Below are 17,880 nucleotides of genomic sequence, written 5' to 3' on the forward strand. Positions count from 1 at the left end.
GCTTGCTCAATGCGGGCTCCCGAGCCAATGCGATGAGCGATCATCATCGGCGGCGGAGTTCCTTACTGAGTGCTTTCGCGTTCCATTCGAGCGGCACGTCATTTGAGTCAGCCCACCGCTGGACAATCCGGTGGAACTGTTGACGATCTTGGTGATCGAGTACGGCGTCACTATCGGCCTGCTGGAGAATTTCAGGGTATCCCCGCCCGACACCGGCCTCTGCACGAACGATTTCAACAGTGTATTCGTACATCGAGTCATACCCAGCAGGCCCGTCGCTTCGACATAGCCAACCGGGGAACTCGATCCGGTCGAGACCGGCACCAGGCGGGACGTTCAGGTACGAAAATAGGATATCGTCCCGGAACTCGTACCGCTCGCCCTCATACGTCGTCTGTAACGCGTCAACACTCCCATCACGCTTCGATATAAACGGAATCGTCGTATCGCCCCACGGACTCATCAACTCGGTCAAGACGTGCGCATCTGGGATGACGCGATCAGTCTCGAACTCATCCTGCAATAGGAGTCGCGTCATCTTCACGAGTTCAGTCGCGCTCGTGCCCGCAACGTATCCAACCAGCGGGATTTCGTGGTGTTGACTCGCCGCGATCACCCGGCTTAGCGTCGATATGTATCGATCGCGCGTCTCCGGCTTCAACGGATTCGCAAACGATGCGATCAGCGGCCCGTCATAGAACACGATCGGCGTGTGTTCTATGTCACCGGCATCACGAGCAGCTGCCAGGTTTACGAGTTGTTTGATGAGTAACGAGCCCTCGTATTCGAATCGGTGGTGGCCAACGAGTTGCGAATCGACGAACCGGTAATCTCCGTCCTCTGATTCCTGCGTGATCTCGTCGGGTGTCAACAGTCGCCCGTCGACACCTCGGTCGAGTCGCCCGTCGGCATGATGGTAATTGACCGCCCACGCCGCCTGCACGTACGCCAGAGGCACGTTGAACTCTGTAGTTGGTGGGAGTTGCGACCCGTCGACAGCCATAACCGGCACATCACGGAGAATCCCGCGCGCCCACTCGTTGATCTCCTCGTGGTTTTCCCACCCATCACTTTCGGAATGGGGGACAACGAGACTGCTAGCGGAATCGAACTCGTCGGTCGGGTACGCTCCAGGATATGACGCCTGCTGTAACGCGTCACGTATCTTCTCGCTCGTCCACTCCTCAGGGAGCCGCTGGAACGCGTCTTGATACCGCTCGACGATCCCCGTACCATCGTCCAGATACGCTTCGATTGTCTCAACGCTGGACTCCAACTCGGCAGCAACCCCGTGTTTGTCGATCGGCATTAATTCACGGTCACCTCCGACGACTGCTGGTCCTTCTCCACGGTGACCGTGTAATCCGTCATCGAATCGAACGTCTGATCGTGGCTAATGACCGTAAGCTGTTCAAAACTGTCCAACTGCTTCAACTGCGTGACCAGATTCCGCTTCTTCTCCCGGTCCAGATTCGCCGTCGGCTCGTCGAGGAACGCCACCCCGACCGACGCCAACTGTTCAAGGATGGCAAGCCGTACTGCAAGCGCAGCCGCCATCTTTTCACCGCCACTCAGCGTCGTGAACGACTTCCGCACGTCCGCATCGTGCACGACGATCTCGTAATCGCTCGTCCACTCCAGCGTCTCCGCGGATGCGCCACGGATCGTCCGGAACAACTCGTTCGCTCGTGTACCGATCCGATCCGTAATGATCTCACGCATCTTCGGCCCCGCTTCTCGCACGTTCTCCCGTACCCACGTAGCAAACTGCTGATCCGCTTTCAACTCCTTCAACTGCTGCAACTTCTCCTGGCGCTCCTCTAACTTCGCCTCTAACTCTTCGATTTCCTCTTGCGTCTCGGTCAGCGCTTCTTCTTTATGCTCTAATGACCGCCGATCACCAGCCAGTTCCTCTTTCAAGTCATCGATCTCTCCGTCAAGCGTCTCGAAGCGTTCTTCATCAAACGATGCTTGTGTCTCTTCCAGCTCAGCCTCCGTCTCTTCGAACTCGGCTTCGAGCTCCTCAAGGTCATCTTCCAATTCCTCGACTCTCTCCCGACGTTCCTCAACTTGCGACGCCTGCTGCTCGTACTGTAGATACGTCTGATATGCCTCCTCCGTCTCTTCTAGCGTTTCCTCGACCTCAGCGATCTTCTCATCCAGCCCGTCGAACTCGTCTAACTCATCCTCAATCCAGTCAAGCACCGACTGTTCCTCTTCTAACTCAGAGCGCTTTTCTTCCAACTCCTCTGGTGCATCCGCGTGCTCGTCTACCCGGAACTCTGCCTTCTGGTACTCGTCATACGCCTCTTCCAAGTCATCACGTTCAGCTTCGAGGTCCGGGAGTTCCGCTAACTCGTCTTCTAACTCCGACAACTCCTCCTCAGTCCTCTCTTTCTCCTCACCGAGTTCGTCGAGATCGCCTTCTAACGACTCGATCTTGTCCTGATGAAGAGAAATCTTCTCAACGCGCTGTTTGACCTCGTTCGCTGCCTCATGCCGCTCACGGAGCTTCTCAAGCTCTTCAGCAAGATCCGCACGCTCCGCTTCAATCTCCTCAATTCGCTCTTCTCGCTGCTCAATCGTCTCCGACCGATGTTCTTCGTTTAATGGCTGATCACACGTCGGGCACGGCGCATCAGCATCCGTATCACGCAACCGCTCTAACTGCTCTTCGAGTCGTTCCCGCTCGTTCTTCAGCTGTTTCCGACGAACCTCTTTGTCGTTAATCTCCTCCCCGATCTCGTCCGGATCCGTTGTCTCCGCCCACTCTTCTTCGATCTCGGCAATCGTCTCTTCTAACGACTCAATCTCCGCTTCCGTCTCCTCTATTTCTGCAGCGAGTTCCTCGATCTCCTGCTGGAATTCCTCGACGTCGTCTTCGCGGTCTTTCAGTGACTCAATCCGGTCATCCAGTTCCTCATACCGCTCCTTCTCAGTTTCAAGCGACTCTAACGTCTCTTGTGCTTCTTCCAGCGTCTCTGACTGCTCCTCAAGCTGCTCAACTCGGAACTCGATCGATTGAATCTCCTCTCTCTGTTCGTCGCGCTGGTCCTCAAGCGCGTCTCGCTCTTCCTCCTCCTCTTCTAACTCATCTAGTCGATCACTCGCATCCTGATACTGCTGATACCCGTCGCGGTTTGCCTCGCACTTGTCTTGGGCTTCCTCGGCAGCTTCAAGTTCCTCCTCAGCGCTTTCCAGTTGGTCCTCTGTCGCCTCGATTTCCTGATCCAAGGACTTAACCTCGTTTTCGAGGGACTCGATCTTCGCTTCGACAGCCTCTAACTCCTCATACTCTGCTTCTTTCTCCGATAACTCGGCCTCTTTCCGCTCGATACGCGCTTCGATCTCGTCAACTGCTTCAGCCAACGATTCTGCTTCCGCTCGTTCCTTCGGTAGGTTCTGCACTTCGCCAGTGAGCGTATCGATATCACTCCGAAGATCCTGCTGTTGCTTCTCAATCGCGTCCGGGATGTCTTTGAGTTGCTTCCACGATTCCTCGTACGCATCGAGATTCAGCAACGCGTCAAACGTCGATTTCCGATTCCGAGCCGTCTGCGAAAAGTCAGACAGGAACCGCGTCTGCGGGACCCCGATACACGACTCCCACAAGCTTCCTAACTCATCGCCATCCTCAACGTCGAACCGAACGCATACCCAGTCCATCAACTGGCTTTTCGAATCGATGTCCTGGTCTATCCACTCATCACTTTCAGCGTCGTAGCGATGCACCCCGTAGTTCGACCGGCCAACCGACCTAGTAACTCGGAACCGCTCCGTCCCGTTTTCTGTGGGCGTGTCGAACGTGACCTCGACGGTCCCTGAGCTCGCGCCTTCTCGAACGAAATCCTTGTTGTTGAACGGCAGCGAATCGAATAACGCGAATCCGATCGCTTCCTGAATCGTTGATTTTCCTGCCCCGTTCTCACCGAGAATCGCCGTCACACCGCCCTCGATCGGTACCACTGTCCGGCCTTCGTACGACTTGATGTCTTCCAACGCGACTTCCGTGATTCTCATTCGTTCACCACCTCCGCAGCCTCATCAGTCTCAGTACGTGACTCCTCACCCTCAGTTTCCGCAGCGTCACCATCCGCGAACGGATCCTCATCAATATCGAGGACGACGTCGTCAGCTAACTCCGGGAACAGATCCCGCCGCGCTGAACTAACCGAGTCTTGGATGTCCTCAACCGCTTCTTCGGCTTGCGCCATCTGATGTGCGTCACCTAGCACGTCAGCTACATCCGACGCGTTCTCAGCGTACATTGACTCCTGCGCGATCGTCTCGAACACGCTATCCTCCAACGCTGCCGTGTTCAACTGACCGTCTTTGAACACCTCTCCCTCATCAATCTCCGAGATGAGTTGCTGCACGTTCGCAGTCCGAATCCCAGTATTCACCTGAACGTACAGCGCTTCACACGTCTCTTCCGCGTACGCCGCGAGTTCGTCTGTTCGGAAGTCCCCGCGGCTAAACTGCAGGGTTCCTGTGAACCGCAGATCAAGAATCGGATCTCGCGGCTCACCGCGCGCCGTATACTTCGACTGCCCACAGTACTCCTTGACCGCCGACTGTTCGCCTTGCACGTGCTCCTGGAACGCCGACTCTAACTCGCCTGGCGACTCGTGCGGCGTCACATCGAACTCGATACGGTAGTACGGCCGGCGCTTCGACTCGTGATGCGCCACCTCGTAGTTAACCGACTCATCGCTTCCGGACGCATCGGGACTCAGGTTCACCGAATAGTATCCGTGTTCCCAGTCATCCCGTCCTTCACGCGTATTGTGTGCTTCTGGTGAACCGGGGTTGTAGATCCAGTCACCGGCCTCGTACCGTTTGTGGATATGCCCGAGCGCAAGGTAATCCACGACCTCCTTTACCCCCCGCAGTTCGGTGTGCGTCACTGTCCCACCTAACGTCGGCACCTCGTCTTCCATCCCGAAGTGCGCCAGCAATACCGTGAACGCCGGCTCACCGTACTCCTCGTTCGCTGCTTGGATCCCATTCGCCACTTGCTGAAGCGCCTTCCCCGTTTTCGCGCCACGCCACTGCAACCCGAACACACGAACCGGACCATCGAACTCCTCCCTATTGAGGTCATAGAACCCCGCGTACTCGCCCGGATCCTCGGGATCGTACGGTTCGAATCGAGCCGTATCCGGATCCGCATCCAGATCGGCTTTCAGGAAGACAACTTGACCGCGTTGGTGCAGGTAATTCAGCCACGTTACGTCACGCGGCGTCAAATTCTCGTCGTGGTTCCCACGCGAAGCCAGGACTGGAACGTCGTCCGGTATCTGGTCGAGTTCTTGCTCGGTCTGATGGAGAACTTTTGGGCGGAGATCCCGAGAATGGAACAGGTCCCCTGGTAACACGATCGCCTCAGTCTCGCGCTTCTCAACCATTTCTTGGAAAGCGGTGCGTGTAGACGACACCATGTCGTCCTCACGTTGGTTCAGTCCATACTGTCGATGGCCCAGGTGTGTGTCCGCGATGTGTCCAAATGTTAACATTGTCGGTGAATCATAGATGGTCAGTGTTTCGCTGAGAGTGGTCCCAAATTACGCGACTGAACGTCTATGACTACATGAAACCGGATAGCTATTAAACGTCAGTTAACCAAAGTGGAAGTGAAAATATAGACTCGTGACAATAGCCACCGCCGAGTTACCGGTGTCCCCTGTTCAAGTGTGATTCAGAGTACCAGCTACTCGGGTGGCACTCATGGAAACGCTCAAGCAACCAGAGATTGTTGGCCAATCCAGAATCAGATGCCACGGATCGACCAAATAGACCGACGAACCGACGTGGTGTTCATTCTTTTCCACCATGCGGGATCGATTCACGGCATCACGAAGCTCCAGAAACTCCTCTTCCTAGTTGAGGAGGAAACTGAGTTTTTCAAGGAATACGGCGACGAATTAGCTTTCGAGTTCACCGCCCACAAAATGGGACCGTTCTCACAGCATGTTTATGAGGAAATTCGCTTCCTCCAGCAATTAAAGGCGATTGAGACAGAACCAATGCCGGGCGAACCCGACGACGAAGCGTTAACAAACAAAGTGTTTCATATCACTCCGAAAGGAGAGAAAATAGCATCAGAACTATCAAATAGACTTGAAGACGAATACGATAACGAGCTCAAAGAGTTAGTTGAGACATATAACTCAATGAAGCTGCGAGAACTACTTCGATACGTCTACAAGGAATATCCCGCGTTCACAACAGAATCAGAGATCAAGGATGAGATATTAGCAGAGGCCTCATAATGAGTACAGAAGATCTGATCCGAACAATCCAAGTTGAAGAAAATAAAGCAACAACCGGTAGCGAAAACGAATTTTACATCCCAGAAAAATATCAGTTAGGTATTTTAACAGACCATCTCAAAACCCACGGCTTTGAGTACACGACAGAGGGGCGCATATTCTGTTACCCTATCGATATTCTATGCGCTCGTGGAGAGACAACTGTTGCAATTGAAATGAAGGCAGACAAAGTAAGTCGGGGAATTGATCAGGCATGGCGGAACACAGATTTTGTTGATTTCTCCTACCTCGCAGTGTGGGAAGAACGAGTGACTGACTCCCTGATCGAACGTGTTGAGGAGACTCCAGTCGGCTTGTATGCGATTTCAGAAGACGTAGAACAAGTCTCTACACCCCAAAAAACAGGGGAACAATTATGTAGCCGGAGTGTCGTGTTCTCCTCAATAGAAGATAATGTTCGAAACGACACTTCGGTACAACAGCCTGAATAACAAGCATGCCGTCGAAGGAGAATACCCTCGGTACGATTCGCTCATCATCGACGGGAAGATGCTCGCTTATTCTAAAAAGGCACTTCCGCAACTCATCCAGAACCTGAATCAAGAGCGAAGTCTAGATTACTACATTGATCCGATAATCTCTGACTTCAGAACAGGAGATAATTTCAGGTATTCTGACGGCACAATACGAGGATGGTACGACAGCTACGTGGGAGAATTAGGAGACCCCCTGAAGCAAACTCTATTTGAGTTCGATAACGTGAACCCTCGTCACTTAGACGAGGAAACTATTCGCGGGATCAGCAGGTCAGTCGTCCTCTATCAAGAGAACTTTGTTGCAACTCAACTGGAAGAGGAATCGGGAAAATACGAAGAGGTTGACCCCACCGAAGTAACGCCAAAAGCCGTAATCCCATGGCATCACCGCATCAACGAGAAAGCGGATCTAGGACCTAATAGAACAATTCTAGACACAGCAGCAGCTGAGGCTATGCTTCCTCTCAAACCGTGCATCCACACAACCAAGTCGTTCATCCGAGACCGCTCAAATAGAGCAAGCTTAGTTGAGTTGGTACAGGCCTATGATGTGAACAAGTGCTTCTTATTGATCGAAGAACTTGGGAAACACGACACCTACGAAAGCACCTATAGAGACGTTATCGACCTCGTCTACGATATTTCTGAAACAGGAATTAAACCCCATTTCTACTACGGAGATTACTTCTCAAATCTTCTCTCCTACTTCGGATTAGGTGGAACAACATATGGCGTAATGTATGGCGAAGAGTACACTGAAACCACAGAATATACCGATCAGAGCGGGATGCTTCTCCGATACTATGTAGATCAGATCAAAGACTTCCTCAAGGTACCTGCAGCAGTCGAGTTGATGAAACGAACAGACTCTACGATGTGTGAATGCGACATCTGTCAGCGCCATTATGACGACTGGAACGAGATCATAGCACACCAAGAGAGCGATGAACCCCTCATGAACCATCTCCAGAAACACTACGTAGAAAAGAGATGGCGTCACGCACGCCAGGTAGAAGAAAAATCGTTTGACACGGTTCTGTCGGAACTAGAATCCGATTATGAGGAATACGTCTACCCATATACAAACGCCCGGCAAATAAGCCCCAACAAGAACTTCGATTACCTCCCTCGATGGATTCACGCGATCAAGGACCGGGCAGAGCTCGCGGAATAACGAGACACCTCATCGTATTGGGGATACAATGTCAGGAACTATCAGTAACGGCTGACGGACGCTCCACGACAAATATGGGCGGACCCCGGCTATTGACGAGACAAATGACTGAGGGCAATAGGAAAGTCGAAGAATCTGTGGCTAAATTACTAAGCTGGGTCACTAACTCAGCGTTTGTACTTCTTCGCCGAAATCAAACCATACGTCCAAGCTGTCCATTAGTAGCTTAGGCGGAATAGAAATTAGGTCACTCGGATGGATCATTGATCGGCGGCCGTAAGTCACGCCAGCGGAAGTCGGCTTCCTCACCGGAATTAAAGGCGACTCGATATAGACGAGAATCCCGTGTATCATTGGTGACCGAACTCGCATCATCAGTTAGCACTGCAGTGATACGGCCGTGCTCTCCGTGATACAGTTCGTAGTCCGGATCAGTCTCATCAGGAATATCAATCCGAACGCGATCGTCAACTGAAAAGCGTTGCATTTGTGTTGTGTATGGTGTTGGCCTCAATTAGTTTCTGCAGTTGGTCTACCTCTGGCGGCGTTCATCTATAGTCACGTCAACGGTATACCTTTATGTGGTTCCTGTGACGATTCCTGACAAGATGACTACTACGCCTTCGTCTTTGGATCTGAAGCAGTTGGTAGAAAAATATATTGACGATCATGACTGGGGGCGAGATAAGGCCCATGTTCAGAATACGTCGGAAGCAGTCCGTCAACTGGTTGAGGGGCTCGTCGAAACAGGTTCTATCGACGAGTCGGCGATGCGAACGGTGTACAATCTGTGTCAGAACGATAACGCCCTAAAACCAGAGACGAAAAAGCAGCGGATTGACGATCTCGATATCGACGCTAACACAAAAGCTCCCATCAAGGAACGGATCGACGAAGGAACAGGTATCATCGGGAAAGGCACCTACTCTGTACCGATTGAAGGATATGAGGAGGAAGCGTTCAGCCTTCTTGCTACGGCAATCAGGTCCGATGACCGGACTGAGATTGACGCAGCAATTGAAGAGTTCGCTGCCCTCGAAATCGAAGGGATACAGAACGGAATCATTTCTCCAATCCTCTACTTTCTCCACCCAACAAAATACCCGATCAGTAACGACCGTTCACGAACCGGAATGCAGCAGTTCTTCAACTACGAGATGTCTGGTCGCCTCACAGCTTACCTTGATGAGGTAGAGCGATTCTATGAGGTTCGAGCTAACTATCCGTTCAAAGAGGATTTCCGGCATCTGGATAGTTTCTTCAATTGGATCGAACAACAGGAGTCTCCATTAACTGAGTCAACTTCGACGCCACACGTTGAGATCCCCAGTGATGTAGAAATTTACTGGGTGAATCAGCACAATCCATCTGAAATTGAGGAGGAATATCTTAGAGCAAAGACCGATGGTCTCTGGCATCACAACCTACCGAAATTGTCTGTCGGAGATGTAGTCTTCCACAACTTCGACAATGAACTCATTGGCATTTCCACTGTAGCTGATACTGCTGAAACGTACACATCACGGGGCGAGGAATACTATCGAGTAGAGGTTGATCTGCGCTCGTTCGGTAAGCCAGTGGTTGTTGACGATGACCTCAAGGAAAGACTCGGGCAAGACGATCATCGTTTAGAGAAGTATTACCCAATCGATAAGAACGAGAATCTCAACGAAGCATATTTGGCGAACCTATCCCGGTCTGCTGCGGAGTTTCTGTTAAGCCAAGTAGATTCGGTTGAGGCAACCAAACCCTCCGACAAAGCTTCAGACGCTCCGAAACGAATCTGGCAAATCACGCCTGCGAGAGGCGGCACATACTGGGAGACGTGGGAGCAAACCGGAATCGCGTCTATCGGATTCGGACTCGACCACAAGATAACGGACGACGTAGAGGACATTGACGACGTGGACGAGTTATCCGAAGAGGAACTCGTCGAGATTGCTGCAGACACCGGCGACAACCACGGTCGTGGTATGGCTTACCGGTTCCAGTACGAGATCGACGAAGGTGACGTGATAATCGCAAAACAGGGACGGCGTTCGACATCAGAACCAGACGTAATCTATGGAATTGGAGTTGTTACCACTGATCATCACGAGAAAGACTTCTCTGAGATCCATCACACAAGCATCGTTGATGTTGACTGGAAAGTGACTTTCGGGCAAAGTGGAGTAGACGTGACTGTCGATAGTGATTCTGATTCGATCAAAGCCTACACACTTGATACGCTCGACCCCGAATACTACCACCAACTAGCATCTGAACTCGCCGTAGAGGGCGACACGGACCTTGATGAGCTTCTCGCCCTCGTCTTTGATGAGTCAACTGGCATCGATGAGAGCGAAATAGTAACGGCGAGCGAGGGTGCGGACTACTTCTGGATCTCTGCTAACCCCGCGATTTGGGAAGTCGACAGCATCAAAGACGGTGGTGAGGTTTTCTATACTGCGTACAATCGCAAGGGGAACAAACGCCGAATCTTCGGCGCATTCGAGGAAGCTGCTCCCGGCGATAAGGTACTGTTCTACGAGTCTCACCCAGTCCAAGCTATCGTCGCAGAGGGTACGATCGTGGAGGGACTTCACGAAGGAGAACACGAAAAGTACGACAACCCGGTCAAGGGGATTACCATTGAGTACAGCCGCCCCATCGAAAACATCTCGTGGGAGCAACTCACCGCAGTTCCTGATATTGAGGGGGCCGCACCCATTAAAAACCGAGCTCAGGGAAGTCTCTTCCCACTCACCGAAGACGAATTCGAAACTATCCTCGCATTAGAAGACCCGATCAAAGATGGTGTCTCACAAGACGCAATCGACCAACTTACAGCGAAACTCACCACTCCTGAGATCGAAATAACCGTCCCCGACAGCCTCTACTTCGACAATAACGATCGGCTGCGACGCGAAATCGAAGCCTCACTACGGTCTGGAAAACACATTATTCTCACCGGTCCGCCTGGAACCGGGAAAACCAAACTCGCCCAAGCAATCTGTGAATCTGCAACGACCTACGAACAAGTCGATGACTACCGGTTCACGACCGCCACATCCGAATGGACCGCCTTCGACACAATCGGTGGATACGTCCCATCCACGAGCGACGGGGGTCAGAAACTCCTCTTCGAACCCCGTCTCTTCCTCAAGTGCTTTCGACGAGACCGTGTAGTCAATGAGTGGCTCATCATCGACGAAATCAACCGCTCAGATATCGACAAAGCGTTCGGTCAGCTCTTCTCAGTCCTCTCTGGCGATTCAACTGAACTCCCCTACGAACGGGATCGTACCGTCGAACTCCTCTCACTATCAGAATCGACGACCGACGAAGAACTCGCAGACATCATTGGAAATCCGGACGCCTTCCCGGTGACACCATCCTGGCGGTTAATCGCCACAATGAACACGTACGACAAAACCTCGCTGTACGAAATGTCGTACGCGTTCATGCGACGCTTCAATTTCATCCACGTTGGTGTCCCGCCGCTCACTAACGACGGCGAGGTCCGAACGTCACTCCTCGATCCAAACGGAGCTGATAACTACGCGACCGCCTGGCTTGACGACGACGAGACGCTCCGCCCAGTTCTCCAAGACATCTACCCAGTCATCGCGGTCCTGTGGCAACGCATCAACGAACACCGCGTTATCGGCCCATCAATCGTCTACGACATTATCCGGTACCTCGAATCATACAACGACACCGATGGCGAGCATATCAATGCCCTCACGTCCGCCGTCGTCTCACTCGTGTATCCACAATTGGAAGGCATGCGGCCTGAACAGCAGAAACGACTAATCCGATCACTCACCGATACAAACGTCGCTACCGAAAACGGTTCTGTTAACCTGAATCTCGACGGAGAGCGACTCCGACAGCAAGCATCTGATTTCTTCGGCATCACCTTCACGGATGACTCGTAAGCTCACCGCTGACGACCTCGTCGACGCTACTACCGAAGAGTTACTCACCTATCTTCGGACCGGCGCGTTAAACACGCAAGCGCTCACCCACTCCCTCAATTACGAAGGCCTCGATATCGAGGACTGGGATCGCCTCAAACGCATCCACTTCTGCCTCACTGACGACGTTCACAACTTCATTACTGCACTCCCAGACCGCGTCCGGCGCATCAAAACCGAACACCAGCGCGAACACCTCCAAACCCGCGGTGAAATTCGCGGCTCAATCAACTGGGGCTCAACCCTTCGAGTTCAATCCGAAACCGGTTACGCCGACCGTAGCCAATTCGTCTGCAACACTCCCTACACCGAATACGACATCCCCGAAAACCGAGTTCTGAAACGTCTTCTCTGGGAAATCCACCGAACCGTCACGAAAGAACTTCAGAGCATCGAGTACGAGTGGCGACGAGAAAACTGGACTGACGACCAACTCACCCAGTTCACACGGTTATACAAACAAAACGTCCACCTCAACCGCATCACTGACGGTCAATCAATCTCTGTCTCTGGGAAAGACATGAACGCGGCTCGACGATCACGCCTCTCGATTTACTCCGACGCATACGACCTCTACGACAAATACCAACGCCTCCAATCCGACACCTTCGACCCAGACATCACCGACCTCCTTGCTGAAACACTCGTCATCCCAACCGAGACACCAACACTATTCGAACTGTTCTGCTGTTTCCGCATTATCCGAATACTCGATCGCCGCGTTCCTGGGTTCTCACTTCACCCCATCGACGGGCAAAGCAACGCCCTTGCTCACCTCGAATCAGACGAGACACGCATCGAAATCTACCACGACAGCACCGGAAACCTCAGCTTCCATGAACCACTCAACCCAGAACACCGACCGACACACCCTTCGTTCGCCCGCTACCACGATGCCCTCACCGACTACAGCAACACCCTCGAAACCCTCACCGGCAACTCCCACGACCCCGTCCTCTACAGTGGCCGCCCCGACCTCATCATCGAAATCTACGACACCACAGCCGACGATCAACTCGTCTCCGTCCTCCTCGGCGAAATCAAACACTCAAACACGACACAAACCTTCAAACAAGGCCTCGAAGAACTCCTCACATACCGCCAATTCGCCAACCATGATGGGTACCTCATCGACGACCCAGACGTCACAGTCACCACCCTCCTCATCACAAACGGCGTCACAACTTCAGGCGAAAGCAGCACCGTCACCCATCTCGACGGAACGGACCTACTTACTCCGCAATCAGAACAACCCCACGATTGGATCAACTTACTCACCGACCCACTTGCCAACCTCAACCAAGCATAGTACTCCAACTACAGCTGGTACACTCATCAACGGGACTCTAGGTCTTGACCTTCTATAGTTGAGTGCAATAATTGTGCCACTCACATGAACATCTTTCAAGTTTTCAATTACAGCACCAGATAGGGTAGGGTATTAAATCTGATGAGATTGTCAATTCGACTATGAGTGAGGCTACCACAACCTGTGATCAGTGCGGGATAGAGATACCAACCGAGGAAGAGCAAATCACCATCTACCCAGAGACGTACTGCTTCGACTGTTTCGACGGCGACTGTGCTCGCTGCGGTGTTGATATTAGCGATGCCGATGATCGAGTACAGAAATTTGATGATTATTTTTGTACAGAATGCGCCGAGCGGTTATGCTACAACTGTGGAAAACACATCGAGGATTTAGATAATCGGAACGTGATCCGAGGACTCGTTCGTTGTAATCAGTGTAAATGGCATATGCTCGGCAATCTTTGCTGTGGTTGTGGGACAGATATTTCGAATTCAACTCAAAAAGTGGCTGCGGGAGGGACACACCGATACTGCGCTGATTGTAAGAAAGATTTACCCGATGATGTGGAAATCGAGGAATACCCCTTCGATTTTGAGTCTCCCAACGACAATAACGAGGAACAAGACGCGCCATTCTGAATACTACTCTACCGGGTTATCATTTCCTCGCAATCTATACTGGTACTTAATCAACTTCGACACTTCACAAAGACTCTGGCATTGTACTAACCGCTATGTTACACCACGTTGCTCCGTCAGTTCAATCCCTATTCTACACCCACGCGAGTGACGCGTTGTGCTGCGCAAGGTACTCCGGATTCAGGATCTTATTTCGAAGCGGGACTCGTTCACCGTCTTGCTCGATAATCGTTCGCTGTAACAACTCGCTTTGCGTCTTGAACGACGGATTTACGTGCAGTCGGTAGTCTCGATCGATCGTGAACAGGCCACGGTCGAACGCAGCGTGATGCGTCTTACTCAGCGGGAGTACGTTCATCAAATCCGCCCTGTACTCCGGGTAGTCACTCCACGATAATACGTGAGCCACGTCCAACAACCCAGGGTGATCAACACCCGAGATCGGGCATTCTTGGTCATGACGCGAAATCACCGTCGCACGGAACTCAGGATCAACCGCACGAGCGTGAATCGTCGTCGCGTACGTCCCAGCACTCATTACCTCGTCGTCCATTGACGGCGCCCAGTCTGAATCACCCCATTCCGCAACAGCGTTCTCGACGAACGACCGGCCTTCATTCGTCAACATGAACGCGTCGCCTCGCTCCTCGACGAGCCCCATGCTCCGCAACCAATTCACTCGCTGACGAGCCATATCCGTCTCCCCACGACTCCACCCTAACTCCGGATGCGTATCCAACTGCTGGTCACTCACCTCCCCAAGCGTCATCGGCCCAGCCGACAACGCATACAGCAGACTCCGAAGCCCAACATTCCGATCACACATAATGCGAAGCAACGTCCCCACATCACCCTGCTCAATGTACTCACGGCCAGGATCACCGAGTCCCCAATGGTCGTTCGTCTGGCGGAGGAACCCGACCTGCTGTAAATAACTCACCCGGCGCATAATCGAGTCCCGACTCGACACGTTCTGGAATGAACCACGATGCCACCCTACGAGTTCATCCGTCGTCGGGTGATGCGCCGCCACGAACTCAAGCACCGCATCCAACGTCTCAACATACCGCGTCCTACCACCGAACATCGGGACAATACTACGCAGACGATTCGGAGCCATGTGGAAATAGTGACAGGGTCCGATGATGATACTTTCCCCCGATCAACAGTAAAGTGTTGACGGAGAATGAACGTCGGTACGACTCTGGAATCGTCAATCGGTGGCTGCAGGCTCACAGCGGGTTCTGTTGAATCTCTTTGCCACCGATCTCAATGTAGATCGATGAAAATCGTTATCGGATCAATCTGGCAGCGGTATCACCCTATGACGGGTTATCTTCAGACGATTAGTCTGTGACTTGGGATTGCAAACCGCCAAGCCGCCGGTCTTCTAACCGGTTCCGCATATCTCGTTTTACGAGCTCTTCGATATCGTCTTTAACAGTTTCAAATTCATCAGGTTGTGTCGAGAACGCGAGCGAATCCAATGTGTCTGCGATGAGATCTGCCTTTCGGGAAGCAACATTTTGATAATTCCAGTAATGGTTGAAATACTTCTCAACCTCGCTGAGGTTAGCTTCGTTCGATTCGTCAGTCGTAAAGTCAATCTCAGATGACTGGAGCTTTTCCAGTTTTCTTCTATCCAAATCACCATCTGCAGTAAGATGTTTATTAGCTCCAATCTCACGAAAATCGTCATCTAAGTAACGGTAGAGTTTCCGAGAGAAGAGACGATTTTGAATCGATGTATTGATATCTTCGCGGAGGAGAATCACATTCCCCAGATCGCGGACAAACCGGTCCTGAATACCGGAAATGATATCTTCCGCTCGTTGCGCAGCCTGACTATCATCATTCAGATTGATAGCGTCTAACTGTTCAAGTTCTACAACTTGGTTCGCAATCTGAGTGTCAACGTCATCAGTTTTGAAGAACAATTTTAGCCACGCATAAGGGTCATAGGCATCCTCACGAAGCATATTCACTGGAAGTACGTGTTCTAAATGAATACTATCTACATTCAGTTCAACAGAGATTGAGGATGCACCACTTTGCTCGTAGTGCATCTCTGAGGAGAGTTTCCAAAGCAAATTCTTCAGGTTCTTGTTCCCCCACTCAGTTTTTTGTACAAGCGTTGTTACGAACCCTGATCCAAACATTTGTGGTGCCGCTTCACGGGCCTCTCGGACCATGAAGTTCTCTAAATCAGAGGCAGAAAATTCATCCTCGTCTTCAAGCCGCCGAAATTCATGTGTTGCCTTGACATATAGTGGCTCAACGGTATTTGCTGGCGTCTCGACGAACACCCGTCGAAAGCTAATATTCTCAACAGCTCGCATGACTTTGAGCAATAGTTGGTTCCCACCCGGAGATTGGTCTACAGACTGGTAGACATATGTAACGAGCGGACGCCACTGAATCGTTCGAAGACCATCTAATCGAGCAAGTATCTCTTCACATTCTCGCTTGATGCCACTGATATCTGATTGCGCACTCGTGAGTTCGCCACGTTTGATATCTAAATAGTACCGTTTGAAGGTCCCAATTTCCGTTAAAAGCTCTCTCGCTTCATCAGCGGTCTCCATCCGTGGGTCCGCGCCAGATTCACCGTCTTTCGTCCGGAACACGTCAAGCAATGCTTTGTTCACATCAGAGAGTTTCGAGATAGACTCATCAGTAGCAGCAATAAAATACGTCAGGAACCGCTTGATCTCTCGGCTATCAGCGCCAAAGGACTTGATTACGTCTTCCCAGATCTCAGTGTACTTATCAGCATCAACTTCCCCAGCAAACCGATTGAGAATTCGCGCTCGAATTAGGTCTATTTCGGCTAAATCTAGACCCTTATCATTGAGCGACTCGAAAATATTCATCCGGAGTGTCGCCTCTTCTGACTCAATTGAACAAAGTGAGATCACAAATGACCGAAGAACGTAATTCTTGAGATTAATTAACAGGATAACTTGTCGTTCTTGATCGTTAATATCCTCTAAAAGAGCATCGAGATGGTTATCAAAGAAATTGTAGGCGTGAATGAGCCGCTTGTGCGATTCGGCGAAATAAATATATTCATTCTGTTCAGCGTCTTCAAATTCACTTTTAAGAGACGAATCTCCAATTCTATCAATTAGCTCACCTACCTGAATAGCCTCTTTGAAACGTGCGTCGTATTTTCCCCGATCCATCTCTTGTCTGTCTTCAAGATACTCCTGTCGGCGAGCCGGTTGTAGGAGGAATTTATTATAGAAGTCAGTGTCGTGTTTATTGAGTCGAATTGATGTTGTTGTAGCTGTAAATTCCCCAGTATCATACAGTACGTCTTTCAGTTGGTCAAGTGTGCTATTGACGAACGAAGCTAAATCCGGATATAGATCATCCGCTCGTTCTTCCAATTTTTGTTTAAGAACAAACAGGAATATTGAGGTGGTTGTCAGTCTCTGTTGTCCATCGATGATTTCAAGCCGTGATCCACTCCCATCTTCGGCAATATAGATGCTACCAAAATACAGTCCAAAAACTTGCTCCCCCGACTGTTCTGCCGGCATATGAACGAAATCTGTAATGACTTCCCAGAATTCTTTGATCTGTTTATGTTTCCACGAATAAAGTCGCTGATACGGCGGAACGGCAAAATGATTATCAAGTAAAACTTCATGTAAATCCTTCCGATCAATTTCCATTTTATCCTTGATTGACTCGCCAAAGGCAGAGAGGTTCCCAAATGGAATTTCGCTATCAAACCGTAGGTCATCGGATCCGCCTGCTGATTCGTCTAAATACGCAATCACCCGAGAGGAAGCGATATTGGACGGGTCAGTCATATTGATGAATGCTACTGATGTTGGCAGCTGTTTAATTATTCTGCTTTGTAAAGTGGAGCCGAATGTAAATAAGCTAGAATAAAACGTTCTGTCAATATTTCTTCGCACTACTTCCCGTCACATCGATCTGTAATCATTTAGCCTATACAAACAGAACAGGCGTGTCGT

Annotated in this window: 12 protein-coding genes; 6 read left to right on the plus strand and 6 right to left on the minus strand. The window is 51.1% G+C overall.

The window, feature by feature from the left end:
• Nucleotides 1-43: 43 nt before the first annotated feature.
• The 3 genes from MUN73_RS02930 to MUN73_RS02940 are packed head-to-tail and all read right to left on the minus strand — an operon-like array spanning nt 44 to nt 5,516.
• Nucleotides 44-1,309: a DNA double-strand break repair nuclease NurA gene (locus MUN73_RS02930; protein ID WP_250138955.1), complete on the minus strand. Its 1,266-nt coding sequence runs from the start codon at nt 1,307-1,309 to the stop codon at nt 44-46.
• Complete coding sequence (locus MUN73_RS02935; RefSeq protein ID WP_250138956.1) at nt 1,309-4,020, minus strand: AAA family ATPase; 2,712 nt, start codon at nt 4,018-4,020, stop codon at nt 1,309-1,311. The genes MUN73_RS02930 and MUN73_RS02935 overlap by 1 nt, the downstream gene beginning before the upstream one ends.
• Complete coding sequence (locus tag MUN73_RS02940; RefSeq protein ID WP_250138957.1) at nt 4,017-5,516, minus strand: metallophosphoesterase family protein; 1,500 nt, start codon at nt 5,514-5,516, stop codon at nt 4,017-4,019. The genes MUN73_RS02935 and MUN73_RS02940 overlap by 4 nt, the downstream gene beginning before the upstream one ends.
• Nucleotides 5,517-5,774: 258 nt before the next feature.
• On the opposite strand from MUN73_RS02940, the gene MUN73_RS02945 reads away from it, so the two are divergent.
• Genes MUN73_RS02945 through MUN73_RS02955 form a run of 3 tightly spaced genes read left to right on the plus strand, consistent with a single transcriptional unit; the run spans nt 5,775 to nt 7,982 of the window.
• Nucleotides 5,775-6,272: a type II toxin-antitoxin system antitoxin SocA domain-containing protein gene (locus MUN73_RS02945; RefSeq protein WP_250138958.1), complete on the plus strand. Its 498-nt coding sequence runs from the start codon at nt 5,775-5,777 to the stop codon at nt 6,270-6,272.
• Nucleotides 6,272-6,763 carry a hypothetical protein gene (locus MUN73_RS02950; RefSeq protein WP_250138959.1) on the plus strand — a complete coding sequence of 164 codons (492 nt, stop codon included), beginning with the start codon at nt 6,272-6,274 and terminating at the stop codon, nt 6,761-6,763. The genes MUN73_RS02945 and MUN73_RS02950 overlap by 1 nt, the downstream gene beginning before the upstream one ends.
• Nucleotides 6,726-7,982 (plus strand): hypothetical protein, encoded by a 1,257-nt coding sequence (locus tag MUN73_RS02955; protein ID WP_250138960.1) that lies wholly within the window; start codon nt 6,726-6,728, stop codon nt 7,980-7,982. The genes MUN73_RS02950 and MUN73_RS02955 overlap by 38 nt, the downstream gene beginning before the upstream one ends.
• Before the next feature lie 247 nt (nt 7,983-8,229).
• Here MUN73_RS02955 and MUN73_RS22745 read toward each other — a convergent pair whose 3' ends face one another.
• Nucleotides 8,230-8,469 (minus strand): DUF8139 family protein, encoded by a 240-nt coding sequence (locus MUN73_RS22745; protein ID WP_382181335.1) that lies wholly within the window; start codon nt 8,467-8,469, stop codon nt 8,230-8,232.
• A gap of 121 nt (nt 8,470-8,590) precedes the next feature.
• On the opposite strand from MUN73_RS22745, the gene MUN73_RS02960 reads away from it, so the two are divergent.
• From MUN73_RS02960 to MUN73_RS02970, 3 genes are all read left to right on the plus strand, one after another.
• Complete coding sequence (locus tag MUN73_RS02960) at nt 8,591-11,902, plus strand: AAA family ATPase (protein WP_250138961.1); 3,312 nt, start codon at nt 8,591-8,593, stop codon at nt 11,900-11,902.
• The gene (locus MUN73_RS02965) at nt 11,892-13,250 is read left to right on the plus strand and encodes a hypothetical protein (RefSeq protein WP_250138962.1); all 1,359 of its coding nucleotides are present in this window, start codon (nt 11,892-11,894) and stop codon (nt 13,248-13,250) included. Before MUN73_RS02960 ends, MUN73_RS02965 begins: the two co-directional genes overlap by 11 nt.
• Nucleotides 13,251-13,411: 161 nt before the next feature.
• Entirely contained in the window at nt 13,412-13,891 is a 480-nt protein-coding gene (locus MUN73_RS02970) for a hypothetical protein (RefSeq protein WP_250138963.1), read from the plus strand.
• 133 nt (nt 13,892-14,024) lie between these two features.
• Here the strand turns inward: MUN73_RS02970 and MUN73_RS02975 are convergent, their stop codons facing one another.
• Nucleotides 14,025-15,011 (minus strand): HNH endonuclease, encoded by a 987-nt coding sequence (locus MUN73_RS02975; protein ID WP_250138964.1) that lies wholly within the window; start codon nt 15,009-15,011, stop codon nt 14,025-14,027.
• 226 nt (nt 15,012-15,237) lie between these two features.
• The gene (locus tag MUN73_RS02980) at nt 15,238-17,712 is read right to left on the minus strand and encodes a DUF262 domain-containing protein (protein ID WP_250138965.1); all 2,475 of its coding nucleotides are present in this window, start codon (nt 17,710-17,712) and stop codon (nt 15,238-15,240) included.
• Between the last annotated feature and the right edge of the window lie 168 nt (nt 17,713-17,880).

This window comes from Halosolutus amylolyticus (assembly GCF_023566055.1).
GTDB lineage: Archaea > Halobacteriota > Halobacteria > Halobacteriales > Natrialbaceae > Halosolutus > Halosolutus amylolyticus.

Excerpts from the sequence above, each read along its gene's own strand:
- MUN73_RS02940 (WP_250138957.1), bottom strand. The coding sequence starts at position 5,516 with ATGTTAACATTTGGACACATCGCGGACACACACCTGGGCCATCGACAG.
- MUN73_RS02960 (WP_250138961.1), top strand. The coding sequence starts at position 8,591 with ATGACTACTACGCCTTCGTCTTTGGATCTGAAGCAGTTGGTAGAAAAA.
- MUN73_RS02935 (WP_250138956.1), bottom strand. The coding sequence starts at position 4,020 with ATGAGAATCACGGAAGTCGCGTTGGAAGACATCAAGTCGTACGAAGGC.
- MUN73_RS22745 (WP_382181335.1), bottom strand. The coding sequence starts at position 8,469 with ATGCAACGCTTTTCAGTTGACGATCGCGTTCGGATTGATATTCCTGAT.
- MUN73_RS02980 (WP_250138965.1), bottom strand. The coding sequence starts at position 17,712 with ATGACTGACCCGTCCAATATCGCTTCCTCTCGGGTGATTGCGTATTTA.
- MUN73_RS02950 (WP_250138959.1), top strand. The coding sequence starts at position 6,272 with ATGAGTACAGAAGATCTGATCCGAACAATCCAAGTTGAAGAAAATAAA.
- MUN73_RS02955 (WP_250138960.1), top strand. The coding sequence starts at position 6,726 with ATGTTCGAAACGACACTTCGGTACAACAGCCTGAATAACAAGCATGCC.
- MUN73_RS02975 (WP_250138964.1), bottom strand. The coding sequence starts at position 15,011 with ATGGCTCCGAATCGTCTGCGTAGTATTGTCCCGATGTTCGGTGGTAGG.
- MUN73_RS02965 (WP_250138962.1), top strand. The coding sequence starts at position 11,892 with ATGACTCGTAAGCTCACCGCTGACGACCTCGTCGACGCTACTACCGAA.
- MUN73_RS02930 (WP_250138955.1), bottom strand. The coding sequence starts at position 1,309 with ATGCCGATCGACAAACACGGGGTTGCTGCCGAGTTGGAGTCCAGCGTT.
- MUN73_RS02970 (WP_250138963.1), top strand. The coding sequence starts at position 13,412 with ATGAGTGAGGCTACCACAACCTGTGATCAGTGCGGGATAGAGATACCA.
- MUN73_RS02945 (WP_250138958.1), top strand. The coding sequence starts at position 5,775 with ATGCCACGGATCGACCAAATAGACCGACGAACCGACGTGGTGTTCATT.